This is a genomic window from Amycolatopsis sp. NPDC114478 (assembly GCF_055633805.1).
This window is the reverse complement of the sequence record NZ_JBVKDO010000036.1, coordinates 40,267-57,298: the sequence shown is the minus strand read 5'-3', so window position 1 is coordinate 57,298 and position 17,032 is coordinate 40,267. Positions and strand designations below refer to the sequence as shown.

The window sequence follows — 17,032 nt, the reverse complement described above, 5'->3', positions numbered from 1 at the left end:
ATGATGCATGATCTCCACCATGGCCGAGCGCACACTCGCCGAACAGCTGGGCGGCACCCTCCCTGGCGGCATCGAGGCCCTCGAAGAGCACGAGCGGCAGGACCTCGCCGACGCGCTGCGCGACGCGCGCAGACGGCAGGCGAAAGCGCTCGCCGAAGCGGGCGAAGAGGGCCTCCGGTACGTCCCCGCGCTGCTGCGCGGCGCGGTCCGGAAGGCAGTCGGGCTGTGACGCACTACGAATCCGAAGCCGAGATCCTCAAGCTCGCCCGCGTCCTCGACGTCGAGCCCGCGCGGCTCGAGTACCTCGCCCGCGTCGACGCCGGTGACCTCCGGGCGTTCCGCGAGCAGGTCACCGACACGCTGTTCGACGCGAACATCGCCGTGCTGCAGCGGATGGCCCTGGCCGCGCGGCTGCTGCCCGGCGGCGTGCTCGCCAAGATCGCCGAGAAGGTGTTCGGCCCGCTGCTGTGCGCCCGGATCGCCGGGGTGGTCGACGTCGCGCGCGGCGTCGACGTCGCCAAGCGGCTGCCGCCGCGGTTCCTCGCCGAGGTCGCGGCCGAGCTCGACCCGCGGCGCGCGAGCGCGATCATCTCCCGCATCCCGCTCGACACCGTCCTCGCCGTCGCGAACGAGCTCGCGCGCAAGGAGGACTGGATCACGCTCGGCCGGTTCGTCGGGCACCTGCCGGACCCGACCGTGCGCCGGGCCCTCGACGAGATCGACGACCCGGGCCTGCTGCGGATCGCGTTCGTGCTCGACGACAAGAACCGCATCGACCACGTCGTCGGCCTGCTCCCGGCCCACCGGCTCGGCCGGCTGATCACCGCCGCCGGGGCCGACGAAGACCTGTGGACCCCGGCGCTGGACCTGCTGAACCACCTCGGCGACGCACGCCGCGCGACGCTGGAACCGATGCTCGGCGCGCTCCCGGACGGGTTCCGGGAACGCGCTCAGGCGACGATCAAGTAGATCCCGTAGCCGACGATCGCCGCGCACAGGGCGAAGCAGATGACCGCGCCGGCCAGCGGGCCGGTGCCCGAGGCGCCGCTCTCGCGGGCCGACTCGCGCTGGGAGAGCCCGACCACCCCGAAGGAGAAGAGGCTCGTCAGCACGACGACCGAGCCGAGCGCGACGACGAAGACGAGACCGAGGGAACCCCAATCGATGTGCACGGCGCTCCTCAGGCGTTGGCCGGCTGCGTGACCGGCTCGGGCTCGGTGACGGAGTTGGCGTTGACGGGGTTCCGCTTCGACGCGAGGTAGATGCCCAGCGCGACGACGACCCCGGCCAGGCCGACCAGGACGGTGCCCCAGGTCCCGAGCGTCGAGATCTCGGCGGCGAGCGCGCCGACGATCGCGGCGGCGGGCAGCGTCAGCGCCCAGGCGAGCACCATCTTGCCCGCGACGCCCCAGCGGACCTCGGCGAGCTTGCGGCCGAGGCCGGAGCCGATGATGCCGCCCGAGCAGACGTGCGTGGTGGACAGCGCGAACCCGAGGTGCGCCGAGGTCAGGATGACCGCCGCGGCGCTCGTCTCGGCCGCGAAACCCTGCGGCGTCTGGATTTCGGTGAGCTTCTTGCCCATCGTCTGGATGATCCGCCAGCCACCGAGGTAGGTGCCGAGCGCGATCGCGGTGCCCGCGGTCAGGATCACCCAGACCGGCGGGCCCGAGTTCGGCGCGAGCGAGCCGGACGCGATCAGCGTCAGCGTGATGACGCCCATGGTCTTCTGCGCGTCGTTCGTGCCGTGCGCGAGCGAGACCAGCGACGCCGAGGCGATCTGGCCGGCCTTGAACGTCCGGCCCACCGTGTCCTGCTTCGCCCGCGCCGTGATCCGGTAGACGAGGAACGTACCGAGCGTCGCGACGATCCCGGCGACGATCGGCGAGGCGAGCGCGGGGATGAGGACCTTCTCGACGACCTTCCCGAAGTGGACGGCGTCGGAGCCGGAAGCGATCCAGGTGGCGCCGATCAACCCGCCGAAGAGGGCGTGGGACGAGCTCGACGGCAGCCCGATGAGCCAGGTCACCAGGTTCCACACGATCGCCCCGACCAGACCGGCGAAGATGATCACCGGGGTCACCTTCGTGTCGTCGACGATCCCGCCGGAGATCGTCTTCGCGACCTCGACCGAGAGGAACGCGCCGACGAGGTTCAGCACCGCGGACACGGCGACCGCGATCCGCGGTTTCAGCGCGCCGGTGGCGATCGAGGTGGCCATCGCGTTGGCCGTGTCGTGGAAGCCGTTGGTGAAGTCGAAGGCGAGCGCCGCGACGATCACCACCAGCACGATCAGTGAGAAGTCCATGGCGGCCCTCTTCCGAAGCCGGAGACTGTTCGTTAGCAACGCTACTGACCGACAAGACAGCCTCCGATCCCTGTCGTGTGACGGCTGCCTGAACTCTCGATGAACCGGGGTGGGGACAGCCCCACCGCGAACCCGGTGGTCTGGCCCAGTGCCGTGGCCCGGTTCGCCTGGGAGCGTCGATGCCGGTCGAAAGGGGCAGCGATGAACAAGCTGGGCTGGGCGGTCGCCGCGACGGTGGCGTCGGCGGTGTTGTTCTTCTTCGGGACCGGTCTGGACCCCGTCCCCGAGCTGGCCTGGGTGGCGCCGCTGCCGATCCTGCTGCTGGCGCCCCGGGTGCCCGGGGCCGCCGCGCTCGCCTGCGCGTTCGTCGCCTACCTCGCGGGCAGCGCCGGCAGCTGGAGCTACTTCTGGCATTCCCTGGCGGTCCCGCGCCCGGCGGCGCTCGCGATCCTCGGCGGCAGCGCGCTGCTGTTCGCGTTCTCCACCAGCCTCTTCCGGCTCCTGGTCCGCCGCGGGAACCGCTTTCTCGCCGCGCTCGCCGCGCCCGCGTTGTGGACCGTCGTGCTCTACGGCGTCTCGCTGCTCAACCCGACCGGCCTGATGGACACCCTGATGACGACCCAGGCCGACCGGCCGGCCGTGCTGCGGCTCGCCGCGGTCACCGGCGGCTGGGGCGTCGAGTTCCTCGTGCTGTTCGTCCCGGCCGCGGTCGCCGCCGCCCTCTCGCCGGGGGTCCGCGGGACCGCCCGGCTGACCGGGCTGGTCGCCGTCGCCGTCGCGCTCGGCGCGCTGGTGTTCTGGAGCACGCCGGCTCGCACCGGGCCGGCGACCCGGGTCGCTCTGGTCGCGCCCGGGCAGAGCCGCTGGGCGGTCGACGTCGCCACGCCGGACGGCCAGGCGCTCATCCGGTCCTATGTGGACCGGATGAGCCGGCTGCCGGACGGAGTCCAGGCCGTCGTGCTCCCCGAAGCCGCCTTCGCGGTGGACCAGGCCAGCCGGCCCCGGCTCGTCGAAGCCTTCGCCGAGGTGGCCCGCACGCGCGACCTCGACGTCGTGACCGGCGTCCTCGACACCACCCCGGAGGGCCGGTTCAACGCGGCGCTCGCCGTGCCGCCGTCGGGCGCGCCGGTCGAATACCGCAAGTGGCACAACGGGGATTCGCCGAACATCGCCTCCGGCACGCAGCTCGCGCACCTCGCCGGGATCGGGCTGATGGTGTGCATGGACGTCAACTTCGCCGACCCCGGCAGCGATTACGGCGAGGCCGGCACGGGCCTGGTGCTCATCCCGGCCTCCGACGAGGACGCCGACGGCTGGGCGCACAGCCGCACGGCGCTGATCCGCGGCGTCGAAAACGGTTTCTCGGTGGCGTGGAGCGCGGCCCGCGGGACGCCGATGCTGGCGGACGCCCAGGGCCACGTGCTGGCCGACGCCCACACCGGCGGCGGCCCGTTCACGGTGGTCGTCGCCGACGTCCCGATCGGGCCGGGGAAGACGCCGTACGCCCGGTTCGGCGACTGGTTCGCGTGGCTCTGCGGCCTGGTCGCGCTGACGGGGATCGCGGTCGGCGTCCGCAAGGCGTCAGACTTCGAGCGCCTTCGCGTTGCGTAGCACCTTCGACCACGCCGGGTCGGCGCACAACGTGCAGCCCGGCCCGAAGAAGACACCGCGCGCCTGCTCGTCGCCCGCCAGCCAGTAGCGGAACCACGCGGTGATCGCGCCGCGGAAGCCGCCGCCGTCGCCGGCCGGGGTGAAGTGGGTGGCGCCGGCGAGCTCGCCGTAGACCGCGGGGACCTGCGACGCGGCGTTGTAGCGCGGGATCACCAGCAGCGCCGGCGGCACGACGACGTCGAGCTGGCCGCCGAGGAAGAGCACCGGGCCGTGCAGCGCTTCGACGGACCCGAGCGGTCCTGGCTCGATCGGGACGGTGGTGGTGACGAGCGGGTCGGCGCCCGCGGCGATGGCCCCACCACCGCCCTGGGAGTGCCCGGTCGCGCCGATGTGCGCGGTGTCGATCCGGCCGAAGTACGCGCTGCCCGGCCGGGAGTTTTCCGCGACGAGCGTGCGCGCGCCGTCGAGCATCTCGCGGCCGGTGCCGGAGTTCACCGTGTCGGCGGCCGCCACGACGAAGCCGTAGGACGCGAGGTGCCGCAACAGCCCCGCGTAGACGGCGGGCACCGCGCCGGTGCCGTTGCCCCAGACGAGCACCGGGTGCTTGGCGCCGCCGAGATCGGCCGGGCGGAAGACGGTGTGGGTGGCGTCGAGGGCCTCGCTGACGACGGGGTAGGGACCTGGCTGGTCCCAGTGCACCGCCGCGGCTTGCGCGGGTTGCGGAGTCACGAAAAGGACCGTCAAGAGCGCCACGAGCCAGAGCCGTCGCATGTCTTCTCCCCTGTCACGTCGTCGGAACGGTCGAAGAGATGATCGGCCGGGAACGCACTCAGCCTGATTGTGACCTGACACAAAGAACCGATGCCATCTCTGAGCGTTCTCCCAGGTCGCCTCCAACGACATGTGACCGATCATGATCTGCATCACGTACTGACGGGTAACTGGAGGCAACGGAATGCGGGTCACCAACGGCGGTGTCAAGCGAACCCTGGCCGTGCTCGCCGCGGCGCTCACCTTCGGCGCGGTCGCGCCGGCGGTCGCCGACGCGGCGCCGAACAGCGGCTGGAACGACTGGGGGTGCCGCCCGACGGCCGCGCACCCGGAGCCCGTCGTGCTCGTGCATGGGCTCGGCGCGAACGACTCCGTCAACTGGTTCTTCCACGCCCCGAAGATCGCCGCCCAGGGCTACTGCGTCTTCTCGCTGACCTACGGCACCGGCGTCCTCGGCCCCGGCGTCGGCGGGCTTGCGTCCATGCGGGACAGCGCCGCGCAGCTCGGCCGGTTCGTGGACGAGGTCCGGTCCGCCACCGGCGCCGCGAAGGTCGACATCGTCGGCCACTCCGAGGGCAGCACGATGCCCGCGTACTACCTGAAGTTCGGCGGCGGCGCGGCGAAGGTCGCGCACTTCGTCGGCTTCGGCGCGAACTACCGCGGCACCACGCTCGGCGGCCTCGACGCGCTGGCCAAGGCCCTGCTGACGACCGTGCCCGGCCTCGGCGCGATCCTGAAGACGGCATGCGGCGCGTGCACCGAGTACCTGGCGCCCTCGGCGTTCCTCGACGACCTCGCCCGCGGCGGCGTCCACGTGGCCGGACCCACGTACACGAGCATCGTGAGCAAGTACGACGAGGTCGTGACGCCGTACACGAGCGGCATCATGAACGAGCCGGGCACCACGGACATCGTGCTGCAGGACTTCTGCGGCTCGGACGCGTCGGGCCACCTGAGCCAGGCGATCGACCCGAACGTCACCGGGCTGATCCTGCACGCCCTCGACTCGTCCTACTCGCCGAAGTGCACGCCGTTCACGCTCCCGCTCTGAGCGGGTTCCGCCCGAGGAACCGGCGTCCGTCCTCGGCACCCTCGCGCAACGCGGTGCTGGCGCCCGGGTTTCCGGTGTGAGCGGGATCCGGCCGTAGAGGTGCACGAGCCCCGGTAAGCGTTAGCGCACCCGATCTCCGGCGCGCCACACCATTTTCGTCAGTGGCACTCCCGGCCGGTAGGCCAGGTGCGTCACCGAAGGCGCGTCGAGGACGTGGACGTCGGCCCGCGCGCCGGGCCGCAGCACGCCGACGTCGTCGCGCCGCAAGGCCCGCGCCCCGCCCGCCGTTGCCGCCCAGACCGCTTCCTCGATCGTCATCCGCATCTGCAGGACCGCCGTCGCGACGCAGAACGCCATCGACGTCGTGTACGAGCTGCCCGGGTTGGCGTTGCTGGCCAGCGCGACCGTCGCGCCCGCGTCGAGCAGCCGCCGTGCCGGGGCCAACGGCTGCCGCGTCGACAAGTCGCACGCGGGCAGCAAAGTCGCCACGGTCTCCGACGCGGCCAAGGCTTCGACATCGGCGTCGCTCAAGAACGTGCAGTGGTCGACGCTCGCCGCGCCGAGCTCCACCGCCAACCGCACACCCGGGCCTTCGCCGAGCTGGTTGCCGTGCACACGCAGGCCGAGCCCGCGCTCGGCCGCGGCCTTCAGCACCCGCGCCGACTGGGCCTCGTCGAACGCTCCCGTTTCGCAGAAGACGTCGGCCCAGCGCACGCTTCCCGCGACGGCGTCGAGCATCTCACCGCAGACCAGGTCCACATAGGACTCCGCGTCGGCGCCCGGCGGCACCAGGTGCGCGCCGAGGAACGTCACCTCGTCGGCGACCTCCCCGGCGATCCGGGCGCTGCGGGCTTCGTCCGCGACGGTCAGCCCGTAGCCCGTCTTCGTCTCCAGGCACGTCGTGCCCTGCCGGGCCGCCTCGTCGACGTGGCGGCGCAGGTTCGCGGCCAGCTGCTCGTCGGACGCCTCCCGCGTCGCGTCGACCGTTATCGCGATTCCGCCTGCCGTGTAGGGCTTTCCGGCCATTCGCGCTTCGAACTCGGCCGTGCGGTCGCCGGCGAAGACGAGGTGCGTGTGGCTGTCGACCCAGCCGGGGAGCACCGCGCGGCCTTCGACGTCGACGCGCTCGTCGGCGGCCGGCGCCTGACCGGCGGCCCCCACCCAGGCGACGCCCGAGCCGTCCAGCACCAGGGCCGCGTCGGTCAGCCGACCCAGCGCGGGGTCGTTGGTGGTGAGTTCGCCGATGCCCGTGATCAGGACTGCCACAGTGCCTCGATCTCCTTCGCCAGCAGGGTTTCCGGTCGGTCGATGAGCAGGTGCGCGCCGTCCCGCACGACCTCGCGGCCCGCGACGACGACGTGCCGTACGTCGGCGCCCGAAGCCGCGAACAGGACCCCGGACGGCTCGATCCCGGCCGTCCGGACCGAGTCCAGGGCCACGGTGACGAAGTCCGCGCCCGCCCCCTCGGCGAGCGCGCCGACCCCGTCCCACCCGATCGCCGCGTGGTCCGTGCCCGCTTCCAGGAGCTCCTCGGCGGTGAACCGGCCGCGTTCCTCACTGGCCAGCCGGTCGTCCAGCTCCAGCGCGCGCGTTTCTTCGAAGGCGTCGACGACGGCGTTGCTGTCGCTGCCGATGCCCAGTCGCACCCCCGCGTCCCGCAGGGCGCGGGCCGGGCCGATGCCGTCGCCGAGGTCGCGTTCGGTGGTCGGGCAGAAGCACGCCCGCGCGCCACTCAGCCGGTCGATGTCCGACGCGGTGAGGTGCGTGGCGTGCACGGCGACCAGCCGGTCGGTCAGCACCCCGTGCTCGTCGAGCAGTTCGGTGGGCGTGCGGCCGTAGGCGGCCTGGCACTGCTCGTTCTCGGCCCGTTGCTCCGACAGGTGGACGTGCACGACCCGCTTGCTGTCCACAAGCGACAGTTCGGCTGCCGGGACCGCCCGCACCGAGTGGATGGCCGCCCCGACGCGGAACAGGTCGTCTTCCTCGAGCGCGGCGACCCGCGAGGCCCACGCCGAAGCCGAGCCGTCGGAGAACCGGCGCTGCACCTCGTCCGGTTCGACGCCGATGCCGCCCGCGAGGTAGCACGTGTCGAGCAGCGTCAGCCGGATCCCGGCGTCGGCCGCCGCCTGGCGCAGGGCCTCCCCCATCGCGTTCGGGTCGGCGTACGGCTTCCCGCCGGGTGCGTGGTGCAGGTAGTGGAACTCCCCCACGCTCGTGTACCCGCCGAGCACCATCTCGGCGTAGACCCCGCGGGCCAGCCGGTAGTAGGCGTCCGGGTCGAGCCGGGACGCCAGGGCGTACATCCGCTCGCGCCACGTCCAGAACGTGCCGCGCTCGTGGTGCGTCCGGCCCCGCAGCGCCCGGTGGAAGGCGTGCGAGTGCCCGTTCGCGAAGCCGGGCAACGTCAGGCCGTCGAGGACGACGCCGGTCCGCGGTGACCCGGGAGCCACGCCCGTGACCCGGCCGCCGGCGACGTCGATCCGCACGCCGGACGCGATCCCGGCCGGCAGCCAGGCCTGTTCGCACCAGAAAACTGTCGGTGCCGGGCGATAGGCTGGAAACGGGGGGCGCCCCCGCGGGCCGGAGGTCATCGCGCCAGCCGTTCCAGGACCGTGGCCAGCGCCGCCGCGCCGGCCTCGACGTCGTCGGCCTCGGCGAACTCCTCCGGCGAGTGGCTGATCCCCGTCGGGTTGCGCACGTACAGCATCCCGGCCGGGACGAACCCCGCGAGGATCGCGGCGTCGTGCCCGGCGCCGGTCGGCAGCTCCGGCGGCCCGCCGAGCCACCCGCCGAGGTCGTCGCGCAGCCGATCGTCGAACACCACATCGTCCGAATAGGACTCCCGGGTCACCTCGACCCGGCAGCCTTCCTCCTCGGCGGCGGCCGCGGCGGCGCGGCTGATCTCGCCGACCAGCCCGGGCGTGCCCGCGCCCGGCACCCGCGCGTCGAGCCAGAGGTCCACAGTGGACGCGATGACGTTGGTGCCGCCCGGCGTCGGGACCAGCCGGCCGACGGTCGCCCGGGCGTCCGGCACCGCGCGCGCCAGCCGCCGGACGGCGGTGACCGTCGCGGCGGCAGGCAGCATCGGGTCGGCCCGGTCGGCCAGCAGCGTCGCGCCGGCGTGGTTGCCCTGGCCGGTGAAGGAAAACCGCCAGCGGCCGTGCGCGATCACGGTGCTGCCGACGGCCACGGGCGCGCCGAGGTCGATCAGCCCGCGCCCCTGCTCGACGTGCAGTTCGACGAACCGGCCGATCCGGTCGAGCCGCTCCGCGTCCGGCCCGATCCGGGCCGCGTCGAAGCCGGCCTTCTCGGCCGCTTCGGCGAACGTGACGCCGTCGGCGTCCCGCAGGTTGCGCGCTTTGTCGGCGTCGATAGTGCCGGTGAGCAGCCGCGAGCCGAGGCACGGGACGCCGAACCGGCCACCTTCCTCCTCGACGAACACCACGACGGCGAGCGGCTTGCGCGGCCGGAACCCCTTGGCCCGCAAGGCTTCCACCGCGGCCAACGCGCTCGCGACCCCGAGCGGGCCGTCGAACGCACCCCCGCCGGGCACCGAATCGAGGTGGCTGCCGGTGACCACGGCGCTCCGCCCCGGCGGGCCCCACCACGCCCAGATGTTGCCGTTGCGGTCGGTCTCGACGTCGAGTTCGAGGCCCAGCGCGCGCTCGACGAACCACGCGCGCAGGTCCTGTTCCGGCCCGTCGAAGGCGTGCCGGGAGTAGCCGCCCCGCTGGGGGTCGCGCCCGACGTCGCCGATCTCGTCGAGGAACCCGGAAGCGGTCACGCGTCCTCCCGCATCGGCACCCGCACGCCGCGCTCGTCCGCCACTTCGGCCGCGCGGTCGTACCCCGCGTCGACGTGCCGGATGACGCCCATGCCCGGGTCGTTGGTGAGCACGCGCTCCAGCTTCTGCGCGGCCAGCTCCGTCCCGTCGGCGACGCTGACCTGGCCGGCGTGTATGGACCGGCCCATGCCGACGCCGCCACCGTGGTGGATCGACACCCAGCTGGCGCCGGACGAGGTGTTGACCAGCGCGTTGAGCAGCGGCCAGTCGGCGATCGCGTCGGAGCCGTCGGCCATGCCCTCGGTCTCGCGGTACGGCGAGGCGACGCTGCCGGAGTCGAGGTGGTCGCGGCCGATGACGACCGGCGCCTTCAGCTCGCCGCTGGCGACCATCTCGTTGAACCGCAGGCCGGCCAGGTGCCGCTCGCCGTAGCCGAGCCAGCAGATCCGGGCGGGCAGGCCCTGGAACGCCACGCGCTCGCCGGCCAGCCGGATCCAGCGGGCCAGGGATTCGTTCTCCGGGAACAGTTCCAGCATCGCCCGGTCGGTCGCGGCGATGTCCTCGGGGTCGCCCGAGAGCGCGGCCCAGCGGAACGGGCCGTTGCCCTCGCAGAACAGCGGGCGGATGTAGGCGGGCACGAAACCCGGGAAGTCGAACGCGCGCTCGCAGCCGCCGAGCTTGGCCTCGCCGCGCAGCGAGTTGCCGTAGTCGAAGACCTCGGCGCCCTTGTCGAGGAAGCCCAGCATCGCGTCGACGTGCTCGGCCATCGACTCGCGCGAGCGGTCGGTGAACTCGTCGGGCTTCTTGGCCGCGTAGTCGTGCCAGTCGTCGACACTGATGCCCTTGGGCAGGTAGGACAGCGGGTCGTGCGCCGACGTCTGGTCGGTGACGATGTCGACCTCGACGCCCCGGCGCAGCAGCTCCGGCAGCACCTCGGCGGCGTTGCCGACGACACCGACGGACAGCGCCCGCTTCTCCTGCTTGGCCTTCGTGACGCGGGCGATGGCGTCGTCGAGGTCGTCGGCCACCTCGTCGAGGTAGCGCGTCTCGACGCGGCGGTGCGCGCGCTGCGGGTCGCACTCGATGACCAGCGCGACGCCGTCGTTCATGGTCACGGCGAGCGGCTGCGCGCCACCCATGCCGCCGAGGCCCGCGGTGACGGTCAACGTTCCGCGAAGGGACCCGCCGAACTTCTTCTTCGCGACGGCCGCGAAGGTCTCGTAGGTGCCCTGGAGGATGCCCTGCGTGCCGATGTAGATCCACGATCCCGCGGTCATCTGCCCGTACATCGTCAGGCCCTGCTGCTCGAGGCGGCGGAACTCGGGCCAGGTCGCCCAGTCGCCCACGAGGTTCGAGTTGGCGATGAGCACGCGCGGCGCCCACTCGTGCGTGCGGAACACGCCGACCGGCTTGCCGGACTGGACGAGCAGCGTCTCGTCGATGTCCAAAGTGGTCAGTTCGCGGGTGATGGCGTCGAAGCTGGCCCAGTTGCGGGCGGCCTTGCCGGTGCCGCCGTAGACGACCAGGTCTTCGGGGCGCTCGGCGACGTCGGGGTCGAGGTTGTTGTGGAACATCCGCAACGCGGCTTCGGTTTGCCACGACTTGGCGGTGAGCTGGGTGCCGCGGGCGGCACGGACGACGCGGGACATCAGACCTCCAGACGGGCGGCGTCGAGGACGGCGCCGGAGCGGACGAGTTCTTCGGCGGCCGCGATCTCGGGCGCCAGGTGCCGGTCGGGGCCGGGGCCCGCGACCTTCGTGCGGAGCAGGTCCCGGACGCGGCCGGTGACCGGCGACGGCTCCAGCGGCGCCCGGAAGTCCAGCGCCCGGGCCGCCGTCAGCAGCTCGATGGCCAGCACGGTGGTCAAGCCGTCGACGGCCTTGCGCAGCTTCCGCGCGGCCGACCAGCCCATGGAGACGTGGTCCTCCTGCATGGCGCTGCTCGGGATGGAGTCGACGGACGCGGGCACGGCGAGCCGCTTCAGCTCGCTGACCACGGCGGCCTGCGTGTACTGGGCGATCATGTGGCCCGAGTCGACGCCCGGGTCGTGCGCGAGGAACGGCGGCAGGCCGTGCGAGCGCGCCTTGTCGAGCATCCGGTCGGTGCGGCGCTCGGCGATGCTGGCGACGTCGGCGACCGGGATGGCCAGGAAGTCCAGCACGTACGCGACGGGCGCGCCGTGGAAGTTGCCGTTGGACTCGACGCGGCCGTCGGCGAGAACGACGGGATTGTCCACAGCGGACATCAGCTCCCGCTCGCCGACCAGCTCGGCGTGGGCGAGGCTGTCGCGCGCGGCGCCGTGCACCTGCGGGGCGCAGCGCAGCGAATAGGCGTCCTGGACGCGGTTGCAGTCCGGGCCGCGGTGGCTTTCCACGATCTTCGAGCCCTGCAGCGCCTGCCACATCCGGGCGGCGGACGTGGCCTGCCCGGGGTGCGGCCGGAGGGCCTGGAGGTCGGCGGCGAACGCGCGGTCGGTGCCGAGCAGCGCCTCGACGCTCATCGCGGCGGTGAGGTCGGCGATGTCGAAGAGCTTGTGCAGGTCGGCGGCGGCGAGCAGGAGCATCCCGAGCATGCCGTCGGTGCCGTTGGTGAGGGCGAGGCCCTCCTTCTCGGCGAGGACGACCGGCTCGATCCCGGCCTGCTTCAACGCTTCCGCGGCGGGCTTCAGCTGACCGGCGTGGATCACTTCGCCCTCACCCATGAGCGCGAGCGCGACGGCGGCCAAGGGCGCGAGGTCGCCGGAGCAGCCGAGCGAGCCGTACTCGTGGACGATCGGCGTGATGTCGGCGTTGAGCAGGGCCGCAAGCGTTTGCGCGGTGCCCGGGCGGACGCCGGTGTAGCCGCTGGCGAGGGTCCGCAGCCGCAGCAGCATGAGCGCGCGGACGACCTCGGGCTCGACGGCGGGCCCGGCGCCGGCGGCGTGCGAGCGGATCAGGCTGCGCTGCAGCGCGGTCCGGCTCTCGACGGGGATGTGACGGGTGGCGAGGGCGCCGAAGCCGGTCGAGACGCCGTAGGTGGGCGTGACGGCGTGGGCGAGGTTCTCGATGTGCTGGCGGGTCGCGGCGAGGTTCTTCTCGGCGGCGTCCGTGAGCCCGACGGGTGCGTACCCGCGGACGACGTCGACGACCCGGGCGGCGGTCAGCGGTTCCGGGCCCAGGAGCACTTTTTCCGGCATGGGCCCATTGGACATCGTCCTTCCCGCTGGTGGGATGCCCCACGGAGTGGTTCCGTCTGGGATCCCAGACCTAGACTCGGCTCATGGGTGACAGCAGCGAAGTCCCGGCGTTGCGCCGCGGCCTCGCGGTCCTGAGCCTCCTGGCCACGCGTCCCGGTCCGGTGACCGCGGCGGCGATCGCGCGCGAAGCCGGTCTCCCCCGTTCCACGACGTACCACCTGCTCAGCGAGCTGGAAGCGGCCGGTTTCGTCGTCCACCTGCCCGCCGAACGCCGCTACGGCCTGGGCATCGCGGCCTTCGAGCTGGGCTCGGCCTACCTGCGCCACGACCCCCTCGAACGGCTGGCCGGCCCGTTGCTGCGCAAGCTCGTCGACCGCGTCGGCCACACCGCGCACCTGGGCGTCCTGCACGGCAACGAGTCGCTGTACCTCATCAAGGAACGCCCGGCGCGCCCGGAAACGCTCGTCACCGAGGTCGGGGTCCGGTTGCCGGCCCAGCTGACCGCGTCCGGCCGCGCGATCCTGCGGCACCTGCCCGCCCCGCACGTCCGCGCGTTGTTCCCGTCGGCGTCGGCGTTCGTGCTCCGCACCGGTCGCGGTCCGCGCACGCTCGCCGAGCTGCGGCGCGTCCTCACCGCGGAGCGCCGGCTCGGCTGGTCGATCGAGGACGGCCACGTCACGGCCGGGTTCGCGTCGGTGGCGGCGCCGGTCTTCGACCACGGCTCCCGGCCGCTGGCCGCGATCAGCGTGACCCTGCGCCACCACTGCGCGGCCGAGCCGTGCGACGAGACGTGGCCGGAGCTGGCGGCCGAAGTGGCGGCGACGGCGGCCGAGCTGACCAGCCGGATCGGCGGCCACCCGGGCTGACGCGCTGCGGCGATCGGGGCAACTGTCACCGAACGGCTCGATTCCACTCCGCTCGGTTATTACCGTTGCCTGAAGCTCATTCCGGTAAGGCCGCCGCTCGTCGGCCGCCGCACGGCCTAGCCACTGATCGACGGCTGAATGAGCTTCACCGGATAGCGGTTTGAGGGGCGCCGGCGATGGATGACGCACGGGTGACGCGGGTGGGGTTCGGCGCGGTGCTCGCCGTCGCCGAGTTCCGGGCGATGTGGCTAGCCGAGCTGCTGTCCGTCTGCGGCGACCAGCTCGCCCGCGTCGCGCTCGCGGTCCTCGTCTACCAGCGCACTTCGTCGGCGGCGCTGACCGGCCTGACCTACGCCCTGACGTACGTGCCTTCGCTGCTCGGCGGCATCCTCCTGGCCGGCGCGGGCGACCGGTGGCCGCGCCGCGACGTGATGGTCGCGGCCGACGTAGCCCGCGCCGCCCTGGTCGGCGTCATCGCGGTTCCCGGCGTCCCGCTGTGGGTGCTGTGCGTGCTGGTCGCGGTGATGACGGCGCTGGGCGGCCCGTTCAAGGCGGCGCAGCAGGCCCTGCTGCCGACGGTGCTCGAAGGCGAGCGGTACCTGGTCGGGATGGCCCTGCGGAACGTGACGATCCAGGCCGCGCAGCTGGCCGGGTTCGCCGGCGGCGGTCTGCTGATCGCCGCGCTCACGCCGTCCGCCGCACTGGCACTCGACGCCGTGACGTTCGTGCTCTCGGCGTTGTTCCTGGTCACCGGCGTCCGGCGGCGCGCCGCGATCGCCCAAGCGGTGCGGCCGGCCTGGCTGGCGACGACCGGCGTCGGCGTCCGGCTGATCTGGCGCGACCCGGCGTTGCGGACGCTGGTGGCGCTCAACTGGCTGGCGGGGTTCTACGTCGTGCCGGAGGCGCTGGCGGCACCGTACGCGGCGGGGATCGGCGCGGGCGCGACGCTGGTGGGGCTGCTGATGGCGGCCGACCCGGCGGGCAGCGTGCTCGGCGGCGTCGTGTTCGGCAAGTGGATCCCGGAGCACGCGCAGGTCCGCGTGCTCGGCTGGCTGGGGATCGCGGCGGGGCTGCCGCTGGTGGTGTTCGCCTTCCGGCCGGGCCTGGTGGCGTCGGTGCTGCTGCTGGCGGCGTCCGGCCTGCTGGCGACGGGCTACAACATCACCGGCACGGTGACGTTCATGCGGCGCGTGCCGGACGAGCACCGCGCGCAGTGCGCCGGGGTGAACTCGGCCGGGCTGATCACCGTGCAGGGCGTCGGCGCGGCCGCGGCGGGTGCGCTCGCCGACGTGCTGAGCCCGGCGCTCACCATCGCGGTCGCCGGGGCGGCGGGCGCCGCGGTGGCCGTGCCGATCGCGAGGGCGTGGCGCCGGGCCGGGCTGGAGGAACCATGACCTCAGTTGTCGCGTCCGCACATGGCGCGCCTCCCTTCGCCACCTCGGACCGGACCGGTTCCGTCACCGGCCGGACACCATGAGTATGCGGACCGGCGCCGGAGCCCCGCGCGGCGTACCGCACTTTCGTGACGCGCTCGTGCCACGGCGCTGGGCGCTGTGGCGCCAGAGCCCGCGCGTGATCGTCTACTGCCTGCTGACGGAGGCGTCGGCGGTGGCCCTGACGCTGCGCCCGTTCCCGGTGGCGATCGACCGCCGCACGGTGCTGATCCTGCTGGTGCTGCTGCTCCTCGGCGTCGCGCAGTCGGAGACGGGCCGCCGGGTCGAGCGCGTCCGCCGGCGCGTGTCGGGGACGCCGCACATCAACATGACGTCGGTCTGGACGTTCGCCGGCGTGCTGGTGCTCCCGCCGCCGCTGCTGGCCGTGCTGGTCGGCGGCCTGTACGGGCACCTGGCGGTCCGCAGCTGGTACCGCCTGCAGCGGGTGCCGGCGTCGCGGACGGTCAGCAACGCGGCCATCATCCTGCTGTCGTGCTACGCGGCCCAGGCGGTCATGCGCGTTTCGGGCTCCCCCGACGTGCGCGCGGCGCTCTCGCGCGGCTGGGCGGGCACGTTCGCGATCGCGGCCGCGGGAGTGACGTTCTTCGTGGTGAACGCCCTGCTGGTGCTCCCGGCCCGCCCCGAGGTCGGCCGGACCCCGGAGGCGCTGTTCGGCACGTGGTGGGACAACGGCCTGGAGGTCGCGACGCTCTGCCTGGGCGCGCTGAACGCGCTGGCGCTGGCGGTGCTGCCGGGCCTGGTGGTGCTGGTGCTCCCGCCGTTGCTGCTGCTGCACCGGACGGTGCTGGTGAAGCAGCTGGAGGTGGCGGCCCACCGCGACGCGAAGACAGGGTTGTACAACTCCAGCGGCTGGCACGCGCTGGCGGAGCGAACGTTGGCGGCCGCCACCCGCCAGCGGTCGACGTTCGGCCTGCTGATGCTGGATCTGGACCACTTCAAGCAGGTGAACGACACGTACGGCCACTTGGCGGGCGACGCGGTGCTACGGGCAGTAGCGGAAGCGATCATCGCCGCCGTCCGAGGCCGCGGCGACGCGGTCGGGCGCTTCGGCGGCGAAGAGTTCGTGGTGCTGCTGCCGGGCATCGCCCACCCGGACATCGGAGCGGTGGCCGAGCGCATCCGCCGAGCGGTGGCGGCGCTGAAGGTCCCGGTGGGCAAGCTGTCGATCACAGGCCTGTCGACCTCGATCGGCATGGCGGTCTACCCGAACGCGGGGACATCGTTGCAACGCCTGCTCGACGCGGCGGATACGGCGCTGTACCACGCGAAAGCGACGGGCCGGAACAAGGTGGTCCACGCAGCGGACCTGGGGTGATCAGGCGATCTTGTGCCGCCGCCCGGCATCCAGCCCGAGCATGGCAAGCAGTTCAGCGCATTCCCCGACGTTCGAGGAGTGACCGGCAACGGTGATGACGGCTCGATCGTTCTGTTCGGCGAGCCGAACGGCCTCTTCAGCCCGGATAACACCCATCCGGCTGTCTTCGTCGTTGGCGGTGGAACTGCCATTGGAACGGGCCCAGGTCATCTGGCCACCTACTTCCGACTCCACGGGTGCGGAGCCATGGTCGGGGCTTCAGCATGACACTCACGAGAATTTCACCCGCAAGTGGGCCCCATCACTAGCTAAAAGCTGCGGAGAGTAGCAGAGGTTTGGGTGGTGGAGGGGGTTGGAGGCTGGGCCTTCTCTGGACCGTACTTTCGGTACCTGTCGCTGGCGTCCTCTTGCTGCGGGCAGCTTCCCGATTTCGACCCCCATCCGTCCCTGGCCTGCGGTTTGTGCCCGTTGCCGTCGCTCTCTTGCCGTGGGCGGCTCCCCGACTCCGCCCCTGGCTCGCGCCCTGTGCGCCCGTCGCCCTTGCCCTCTTACCGCAGGCGGCTCCCCGACCCCCGCTCCTGGCACGCGCCCTGTGCGCTCGCCTCCTCGCCCCCTCGCCGCGGTCGGTATCTCGATTCCGCACCCGTCAGCCCCTGGCCCGTGGCGAGGCGAGGGCAGTTCCCGTAGCCCCTTTCCGGCA

Annotated in this window: 16 protein-coding genes; 7 read left to right on the top strand and 9 right to left on the bottom strand. The window is 72.8% G+C overall.

Annotated features, from left to right (window positions below):
- Positions 1–19: 19 nt before the first annotated feature.
- Positions 20–229, top strand: coding sequence for a hypothetical protein (locus tag ACZ7OH_RS48590; RefSeq protein ID WP_364459724.1), 210 nt, complete (start codon positions 20–22; stop codon positions 227–229).
- Positions 226–969: a hypothetical protein gene (locus tag ACZ7OH_RS48585; RefSeq protein WP_470287150.1), complete on the top strand. Its 744-nt coding sequence runs from the start codon at positions 226–228 to the stop codon at positions 967–969. Before ACZ7OH_RS48590 ends, ACZ7OH_RS48585 begins: the two co-directional genes overlap by 4 nt.
- Here the strand turns inward: ACZ7OH_RS48585 and ACZ7OH_RS48580 are convergent.
- Both ACZ7OH_RS48580 and ACZ7OH_RS48575 read right to left on the bottom strand, forming a co-directional pair.
- A complete protein-coding gene (locus tag ACZ7OH_RS48580; protein ID WP_400902104.1) occupies positions 951–1,172 on the bottom strand; it encodes a hypothetical protein in 222 nt (73 codons plus the stop codon). The two genes, ACZ7OH_RS48585 and ACZ7OH_RS48580, sit on opposite strands and share 19 nt — an antisense overlap.
- A gap of 8 nt (positions 1,173–1,180) precedes the next feature.
- Complete coding sequence (locus tag ACZ7OH_RS48575; protein WP_470287149.1) at positions 1,181–2,305, bottom strand: inorganic phosphate transporter; 1,125 nt, start codon at positions 2,303–2,305, stop codon at positions 1,181–1,183.
- 201 nt (positions 2,306–2,506) lie between these two features.
- Between ACZ7OH_RS48575 and ACZ7OH_RS48570 the strand changes: the two genes are divergently transcribed.
- Complete coding sequence (locus tag ACZ7OH_RS48570) at positions 2,507–3,916, top strand: acyltransferase (RefSeq protein WP_470287148.1); 1,410 nt, start codon at positions 2,507–2,509, stop codon at positions 3,914–3,916.
- Here ACZ7OH_RS48570 and ACZ7OH_RS48565 read toward each other — a convergent pair.
- The gene (locus ACZ7OH_RS48565; protein ID WP_470287147.1) at positions 3,887–4,687 is read right to left on the bottom strand and encodes a poly(ethylene terephthalate) hydrolase family protein; all 801 of its coding nucleotides are present in this window, start codon (positions 4,685–4,687) and stop codon (positions 3,887–3,889) included. The genes ACZ7OH_RS48570 and ACZ7OH_RS48565 overlap by 30 nt on opposite strands.
- Before the next feature lie 184 nt (positions 4,688–4,871).
- Here ACZ7OH_RS48565 and ACZ7OH_RS48560 point away from each other — a divergent pair, with 184 nt between their 5' ends.
- Positions 4,872–5,738, top strand: a complete 867-nt coding sequence (locus tag ACZ7OH_RS48560; protein WP_470287146.1) for a lipase — start codon at positions 4,872–4,874, stop codon at positions 5,736–5,738.
- A 120-nt stretch (positions 5,739–5,858) separates the two neighbouring features.
- On the opposite strand, the gene hutI is transcribed toward ACZ7OH_RS48560, so the two are convergent.
- The 5 genes from hutI to hutH all read right to left on the bottom strand — a co-directional run bounded on the left by hutI (position 5,859) and on the right by hutH (position 12,697).
- A complete protein-coding gene (hutI, locus tag ACZ7OH_RS48555) occupies positions 5,859–7,004 on the bottom strand; it encodes an imidazolonepropionase (RefSeq protein WP_470287145.1) in 1,146 nt (381 codons plus the stop codon).
- Positions 6,992–8,224: a formimidoylglutamate deiminase gene (locus tag ACZ7OH_RS48550; RefSeq protein ID WP_470287144.1), complete on the bottom strand. Its 1,233-nt coding sequence runs from the start codon at positions 8,222–8,224 to the stop codon at positions 6,992–6,994. The genes hutI and ACZ7OH_RS48550 overlap by 13 nt, the downstream gene beginning before the upstream one ends.
- A 101-nt stretch (positions 8,225–8,325) precedes the next feature.
- Complete coding sequence (locus ACZ7OH_RS48545; protein WP_470287143.1) at positions 8,326–9,522, bottom strand: allantoate amidohydrolase; 1,197 nt, start codon at positions 9,520–9,522, stop codon at positions 8,326–8,328.
- A complete protein-coding gene (gene hutU, locus ACZ7OH_RS48540; RefSeq protein WP_470287142.1) occupies positions 9,519–11,171 on the bottom strand; it encodes a urocanate hydratase in 1,653 nt (550 codons plus the stop codon). Before hutU ends, ACZ7OH_RS48545 begins: the two co-directional genes overlap by 4 nt.
- Positions 11,171–12,697, bottom strand: coding sequence for a histidine ammonia-lyase (gene hutH, locus ACZ7OH_RS48535; protein WP_470287141.1), 1,527 nt, complete (start codon positions 12,695–12,697; stop codon positions 11,171–11,173). The genes hutU and hutH overlap by 1 nt, the downstream gene beginning before the upstream one ends.
- Positions 12,698–12,780: 83 nt before the next feature.
- Here hutH and ACZ7OH_RS48530 point away from each other — a divergent pair, with 83 nt between their 5' ends.
- The 3 genes from ACZ7OH_RS48530 to ACZ7OH_RS48520 all read left to right on the top strand — a co-directional run bounded on the left by ACZ7OH_RS48530 (position 12,781) and on the right by ACZ7OH_RS48520 (position 16,332).
- Entirely contained in the window at positions 12,781–13,563 is a 783-nt protein-coding gene (locus ACZ7OH_RS48530) for an IclR family transcriptional regulator (RefSeq protein ID WP_470287140.1), read from the top strand.
- A 176-nt stretch (positions 13,564–13,739) separates the two neighbouring features.
- Positions 13,740–14,957 carry an MFS transporter gene (locus ACZ7OH_RS48525; protein ID WP_470287139.1) on the top strand — a complete coding sequence of 406 codons (1,218 nt, stop codon included), beginning with the start codon at positions 13,740–13,742 and terminating at the stop codon, positions 14,955–14,957.
- Between the two features lie 85 nt (positions 14,958–15,042).
- A complete protein-coding gene (locus ACZ7OH_RS48520; protein ID WP_470287172.1) occupies positions 15,043–16,332 on the top strand; it encodes a GGDEF domain-containing protein in 1,290 nt (429 codons plus the stop codon).
- On the opposite strand, the gene ACZ7OH_RS48515 is transcribed toward ACZ7OH_RS48520, so the two are convergent.
- Positions 16,333–16,542: a hypothetical protein gene (locus ACZ7OH_RS48515; RefSeq protein ID WP_364369526.1), complete on the bottom strand. Its 210-nt coding sequence runs from the start codon at positions 16,540–16,542 to the stop codon at positions 16,333–16,335. It lies immediately after the preceding gene.
- Positions 16,543–17,032 lie beyond the last annotated feature (490 nt).